This window comes from Agromyces sp. NDB4Y10 (assembly GCF_001620055.1).
GTDB classification, from domain to species: Bacteria; Actinomycetota; Actinomycetes; order Actinomycetales; family Microbacteriaceae; genus Agromyces; species Agromyces indicus.
In genome coordinates, this window is sequence record NZ_LQGY01000046.1 from 1 (window position 1) to 6,434 (window position 6,434).

6 protein-coding genes are annotated in these 6,434 nt (G+C 73.9%); 4 read left to right on the forward strand and 2 right to left on the reverse strand.

The genetic code is table 11. The annotated features are described in order from the left end of the window. Positions 1-306: 306 nt before the first annotated feature. Positions 307-2,910, reverse strand: coding sequence for an MMPL family transporter (locus tag AVP42_RS11300; RefSeq protein WP_067949093.1), 2,604 nt, complete (start codon positions 2,908-2,910; stop codon positions 307-309). Positions 2,911-2,919: 9 nt separating this feature from the next. After that, complete coding sequence (locus AVP42_RS11305; protein ID WP_067949095.1) at positions 2,920-3,525, reverse strand: TetR/AcrR family transcriptional regulator; 606 nt, start codon at positions 3,523-3,525, stop codon at positions 2,920-2,922. 122 nt (positions 3,526-3,647) lie between these two features. Between AVP42_RS11305 and AVP42_RS11310 the strand changes: the two genes are divergently transcribed. The 4 genes from AVP42_RS11310 to AVP42_RS11325 form a co-directional block, all read left to right on the forward strand. Beyond that, positions 3,648-3,836, forward strand: a complete 189-nt coding sequence (locus tag AVP42_RS11310) for a hypothetical protein (RefSeq protein ID WP_067949097.1) — start codon at positions 3,648-3,650, stop codon at positions 3,834-3,836. Between the two features lie 184 nt (positions 3,837-4,020). After that, entirely contained in the window at positions 4,021-4,500 is a 480-nt protein-coding gene (locus AVP42_RS11315) for a hypothetical protein (protein ID WP_067949099.1), read from the forward strand. Between the two features lie 175 nt (positions 4,501-4,675). Continuing rightward, positions 4,676-5,323 carry a biotin transporter BioY gene (locus AVP42_RS11320; RefSeq protein WP_067949101.1) on the forward strand — a complete coding sequence of 216 codons (648 nt, stop codon included), beginning with the start codon at positions 4,676-4,678 and terminating at the stop codon, positions 5,321-5,323. Next, a partial coding sequence (locus AVP42_RS11325; protein WP_157356808.1) for an AMP-binding protein occupies positions 5,320-6,434 on the forward strand: 1,115 nt, incomplete at its 3' end. The genes AVP42_RS11320 and AVP42_RS11325, both read left to right, overlap by 4 nt.

Here is a 6,434-nt window from a genome sequence, read left to right on the forward strand (position 1 = left end):
TGACCTTCTCGCCCGTGTCGTCGGTGTTCCCGGGGGTCGGGTTGTTGCTACACGCGGCAAGCGTGAGCGCGGTGGCCGAGACAGCGGCGAGAACGACGGCGCTGCGGCGGAATGCACGTGCGTGCATGTCACTCCTTTGTGTTGGTGGAACGGTGTCAGGGGGTGCGTGTCGGGCTCCCACCCAGGGAGGGACCCTGGGACGGTCGATCCACTCCGCGACAATGTCGTGGGAGCGCTCTCAACCGATGACTGAGACGTTATGGGATCGCTCCCATGAGCGCAAGAGAGCGCTCGCATGAATATTGGTCACGGTTCGATCACGGGCCGTGGCGACGCCGATCGGGCGACCGCGGCGGCATCGAGGGCGTCCTCGACGGCGTCGCGCGTGGAACCCAGCCGGTACCACGGCCGGGTCGCGTCGACCCGTGCGGCGACGAGGTCGCCCGCGGTCGGCGCGGATGCGGCGTCCGTGGCGGTGTCGGCGACCGCGACCCGGCGCATGACGGCGTTCGCGTCCGTCGGCAGCGGCAGCCCGAGCACCGCGAGGCGCCCGCCCGCGGGCAGGACCCTGCCGGCGATCGTCGCCGAGACGAGGCGCCGTTCGGCGGGGCCGCCCCGGACGACGAGCGCGCCGCCGCGCGGCACGTCGAGCGTGATCGGCCCGACCGGGGCCGCCGGGTCGCCGACGAGCAGCCCCTCGGCGAGGACGTCCGCGTTGCGTGCTGCGGCCCACTCGGACTCGGCGAGGTGGGCGCGCAGCCCCTCGCCCTCGATGTCGACGTCGGGCAGGACGCGGGCGAGCCACCTCGGCAGCCACCACGCGTGACGACCGGCGAGGGCCATGGCGGCGGGCACCAGCGTCATCCGCACCAGGAACGCGTCGAAGGCGACGCCGATGGCCAGCGCGAAGGCGATGCCCTTGATGACGCCGGTGCCCTCCGGGACGAACGCGAAGAAGACGAAGAACATGATGAGCGCCGCCGCCGTGACGACGCGCGCGGCGTGCTGGAAGCCGTGCACGATCGACGAGCGCGGTTCGCGGGTCTTCACGAACTCCTCGCGCATGCCGGAGACGAGGAACACCTCGTAGTCCATGGCGAGCCCGAACAGCACCGCCATGAGCAGGATGGGCAGGAAGCTCAGGATCGGCCCCGGTTCGACGTGCATGAGGTCGGCGAACCACCCCCACTGGAACACGGCGACTGTGACCCCGATCGCGCCGAACGCCGAGAGGAGGAAGCCGAGCGCCGCCTTGACGGGCACGAACAGCGAGCGGAACACGATGAGCAGCAGGACGATCGACAGCCCCACGACGATGAGCGCGAACGGGATGAGCGCATCGGTGAGGCGCTGCGAGATGTCGATCGAGACGGCGGTGTAGCCGGTCACCGCGATGGGCGTGCCGAACTCCTCGGCGATCTCCGGCTCGAGCGCACGGATGTCCTGCACGACCTGCTTGGTCTCCGGGTCGGTCGGTCCGCTCTCGGGGATCACCTGGATGATCGCGGTGTCGACGGTCTCGTTCGGGAGGCCCTCGCCGACGTAGTCGACGCCGTCGACCCGGGCGAGGCGCTCGCCGATCGCGTCGAGGTCCTCGAAGATGTCGGTGGTCTGCGTGATGTCGACCGTCACGATGAGCGGACCGTTCGCGCCGGGGCCGAAGCCCGCCTCGATCATCTCGTAGGCCTCGCGCTGGCTGGATCCGGCTTCGCCCTCGCCGCCCGGGAGGTTCAGGTCGAGGCTCGCCGCGGGGATCGCCGCCGTGCCGAGGAGCCCCACCACGAGCAGCAGGAACACGACCGGCGCCTTCAGCACCGTGTCGACCCAGCGGCGCCCGAGGGTCGGCCGGCCGCCCTCGTCGGCCGCGACGGCGCGGCGGTGCGCCCGACTGCCGGGCTTCGGCGCGAGCCGCCCCTTCGCGAGGCCGAGCAGCGCCGGCAGGAGCGTGGTCGCGCCGATCACGGCGACGAGGACGGCGAACGCCGCGGCGACGCCCATGACGCTGAGGAACGGGATGCCGACGACGAGCAGGCCGAGGAGCGCGATGATCACCGTGAGGCCGGCGAACACGACGGCGCCGCCCGCGGTCGCGACGGCCTCCGCCGCGCTCTCCTCGGGGTCCATGCCGCGTGCGAGCTGGGTGCGGTGCCGCGACAGGATGAACAGGGCGTAGTCGATGCCGACGGCGAGGCCGATCATGACCGCGAGCATGGGTGCCGTGCTCGACACGGTCGCGAACGCGGAGACCACGGCGATGCCGCCGAACGTCGCGCCGACACCCACGATCGCCGTGAGGAGGGGCATTCCGGCAGCGAGGAGCGACCCGAAGGTGATGAGCAGGACCACTCCGGCGAAGAGCACGCCGAAGACCTCGGTGATCGTCAGGCCGAACGTGGTCTCCTGGAACACCTCGCCGCCGAACGCGACCCGGAGGCCGGCGTCGCGGCCCGCGTCGCCCGTGGCGACGACGGCGTCGATCGACTCCTGCGCGACATCCGTCACCGGCCCGTCGAACTGCACCTGGATGTAGGCCGTGCGCGCATCGTCTGAGACCTGGTCGCCGGCGTACTCGTCGAACGGGCCGAGCACGCTCGCCACGCCGTCGACGCGCTCGAGCTCGCGCTCCATGTCGGCGATCGCGGCGCGGGAGTCCGGGTCCTCGACGGACCCGCCGTCGGGCGCCTCGACGACGGCCTTGGCCGACGCGCCGGCGGTCTGGGGGAACACGGCGGCGAGCTGGTCGATGGCGTCCTGCGATTCGGTGCCGGGGATCGCGTACGACTCCTGGAGCTGGCCGCCGAGGGCGATGCCGCCGCCGACGAGCGCCGTGAGCGCGACGACCCAGGCGACGACGACGAGCCAGGCGCGGCGGAAGGCGGCGCGCCCGATGCGGTGGAGGAGGAGAGCCACGTGCGGTCCTTACTCGGCGTCGGCGGTGCGGGTGGCGGCGGGCGGGGCGAGCAGCTCGGGCAGCACCGTGTGCAGCGCGGCACGCAGTTCGTCGTCGGACGGCTGCGCGCGGTCGTCGGCGAACGTGCGGCCGGCGGTGAGCAGGAAGGCGGCACCGCCCAGCGCGACGCCGAAGCGCACCTGGTCCTCGACGCTCTCGCGCTCGTCGCAGATCGCCGCGGCGAGGCGGCGCACGGCCGCGTCGGCGCGGGCGATGATCGGCAGCTCGGCGAGGCTCGGCCCCTGGATCAGGAACACGTGCACGGCCTCGCGGTGCACGAGCATGAGGTCGATCACCCGGTCGACGAGCCGGCGGCGGCGCACCGGGTCGCGGCCCGCGAGGTAGTCCTCGAGGACCTCTTCGAACTGGCTGACGGCCGGCTCGATCGCGGACTCGAGCAGCGCCTCCTTCGACGCGTAGTGGTAGAGCACGCTCGACTTCGAGTAGCCGGCGTGGTCGGCGATGTGCTGCAGCGAGGTGGCTGCGAAGCCGACGCTCGCGAACTGCTCGAGGGCGGCCTGCTTGAGTTCGTCGGCCGCGCGGGCGCGCGCTGGCGCCTTGGCATCGGTGGGCATGCGGATGACGCTACCTTGACCGATCGGTCAGATCCTGCACGATCGGTCAGATTCGCGGGGATCTCCCAGCGAGCGGGTGTCAACCGGTCGCATGCGTCCGACCCGGACGGTAGTTTCGGGGCATGCGCAAGTACCTCTTCAGCGGAGCCGTCCTCACCTCGCTCTTCGGCGCCGTCGGCGTCATCAAGGCGACGGCGGCAGGACCGCGCGACTGGAGGCTCCTGCTGATGTGGGTGTCGTGGGCCGCGACGCTCGCGATCGCGATCGGCACCGTGGCCGACGAGCAGAAGCGCCGCGAACTGGTCGAGTAGCCGCCCCGGCCGCGCCGGCGACGACCAGGCCGCACCATCCTCGCCCGAGTCATCACCCCCGTTCAGGGGCGGCTCGGGCGCTGTGCGGCGTGTCCCGGCGAGGATGCCGCGCCGCCGACGGACACTGGACGGGACCGAGTCCGCCGCCCGAGATCCGCCGACCGACCCCCACGAGAGGACACCGATGTTCCGCCGCTGGCGCCGCGCGCGGCTCGCCGCACAAGCCGCCGCCCACACCGCACCCGCCGCCCCGTCGCCCGCCGCGACCGCTGCGGACCTGCGCGGGGAGCACATCTTCGAGCTCGTCAACGCGCGACTCTCCCGGTTCATCGGCCCCGAAGGCGACTGGTCGCTCGTCCGCCGCGGCGACGACGACACCGACCGCATCTTCCAGTCGATGCTCACCCACCAGATCGCCGCCGAGGTCACGCGCGCCATCCTCGAGGAGCGCGAGCAGGTCGCCGTCGTGGTGCCGGCCGACGAGGCCTCCCTCGCCCTCAGCTGGTCGCCCGCCCCGCTCGTCATGTGGGCCGACCCGATCGACACCGGCGCCGACACCCTCGACGACGAACTGCAGTCGACGGATGCCGCGGGCGACGACGCCCTGCTCGCCGCATCCGTGCCCGCCCCGGTCGCCGCGACCGACCCGGCCAAGGCGGCCTGACCCGCAGCGAGTGCCTGAGGGCGGTCCACTGCGCCCGCCGAGGCGTCGAGCTCGAACGACGCCGCTCCAAAATCGCGCGCCGTTTCTTGTACGGCCACCTCGAGCGACCGCTCCCCCGCCGTTCCTAGCGTGAGAACAGGGCCCCGCGCCCGCCACGCCGAATCACGGGAGCATGATGACCGACACCCAGACCCCCGCCGCACCCGCGCCCGCGCCCGAGCGCGGCCGCGCCCGCATCCCGGCACGCGACCTCGCGCAGATCGCCGTCTTCGCCGCGCTCATCGCGGCGCTCGGCCTGCCGGGCGCGCTCTACCTCGGCGGTACTGCGGTGCCGATCACGTTCCAGACGCTCGGGGTCATGCTCGCGGGCGCGATCCTCGGGGCGCGCAAGGGCTCGCTCGCGGTGCTCCTGCTGCTCGCGCTCGTCGCGGCGGGCCTGCCGCTGCTGTCCGGCGGACGCGGGGGCCTCTCGGTGTTCGTCGGCCCGTCGGTCGGCTACCTCATCGGCTGGGTGCTCGGCGCGTTCGTCGTCGGCTGGTTCACGGCGCGGCTGCTCCCCCGCTACCGGGTGCTGCCCGCGCTCGGTGCGACCGCCCTGGGCGGCATCGTCGCCATCTACCTCGTCGGCGTTCCCGTCTTCGCGGCGATCACCGGCACGCCCCTCGGGGTCGCCATCGCCGGGTCCGCGCTGTTCCTGCCGGGCGACATCCTGAAGGTCGTCGTGACCGTGCTGGTCGCCAAGGGCGTGCACCGCGCGTGGCCCGGGCTCATCGAGCCGCGACCCTGGCCGTGGCGTCGCCGGGCGGTGACCCCGACGGCATGAGCGACTGGCTGCGCGGCCGCGCCGACGACGTCGCCCTCGCGTTCGGCGGCGACGTCGTGCGCTACGGCGAGCTCGCGCGCGCGGTCGACGCGGCCGTGCTCCCGCCGGGTGCGGGGGCGGTCGGATGCCGCGTCGGCACCGATCCGGTCGACCTCGTCGTCACGGTGCTCGCGGGCCTGCGACGCGGTCGGCCGGTCCTCGTCGGTGCCGACCGGGCGGCGGCCGACCGGCTCTCGCCCCTGCTTCCGGAGGGGACCGAGCTCGGCCTGACCACCTCGGGATCGACCGCGCCGCCCGGCGCCGCCCCGCGCATGGTCGCCCGGACGAGCGCGTCCTGGCTCGCCTCGGCGGCGCCGCTCGCCGAACTCGCCGGACTCGAGGCCCGCGACCGCGTGGCCGTGTCCGGTCCACTGCACGTCTCGATGCACCTCTACGCGGTGCTCCATGCGCTGTCGCTCGGGGCCACCGCCACCGACCGCGTGCAGGGCGCGGCCGTCGTGCACGCCACGCCCACGCGGCTGACCCGGATCGTCGAGGAGCCCGACGCGCCGCGGACCGCGATCGTCGCGGGCGCCGCGACGGGAGCCGCGCTCCGTGGGCGCGCGGCGGACCGCGGCATCCGCCTCGTCGAGTACTACGGCGCGGCCGAGCTGTCGTTCGTGCTCGCGGGCGACGGCGCCGTCGGCGCGCTCGAGGCCTTCCCCGGTGTCGAGGTCGAACTCCGGCCCACCCCGGGCGGCGACCGGATCTGGGCGCGATCGCCCTACCTCGCCCTCGGCACCGTCGACGAGACCGGCGCGACGGACCTGGAGCGGGACGAGCGCGGGTTCGCCACCGTCGGCGACCTCGGCGAGCGGATGGCGGGCGGCGGCATCCGGGTGCTCGGCCGCGGCGACGCCGCCATCACCACCGCGGGTGCGACCGTGCCCGCCGAACAGGTGGAGTCGCGCCTGGCCGCGCTGCCGGGCGTCGCGGCCGTCGCGGTGCTGGGCGAGCCGCACGACCTGCTCGGGCAGCGCATCGTCGCCGTCGTCGAGCTCGACGCCGGCGCGACGCTCGAGCAGGTCGCCGCCGCCGCGCGCGGCGTGCTCTCGGCCGTCGAGCTGCCCCG

Coding starts and splice junctions, on each gene's coding strand:
- AVP42_RS11305 (WP_067949095.1), bottom strand. CDS start 3,525: ATGCCCACCGATGCCAAGGCGCCAGCGCGCGCCCGCGCGGCCGACGAA.
- AVP42_RS11310 (WP_067949097.1), top strand. CDS start 3,648: ATGCGCAAGTACCTCTTCAGCGGAGCCGTCCTCACCTCGCTCTTCGGC.
- AVP42_RS11315 (WP_067949099.1), top strand. CDS start 4,021: ATGTTCCGCCGCTGGCGCCGCGCGCGGCTCGCCGCACAAGCCGCCGCC.
- AVP42_RS11320 (WP_067949101.1), top strand. CDS start 4,676: ATGACCGACACCCAGACCCCCGCCGCACCCGCGCCCGCGCCCGAGCGC.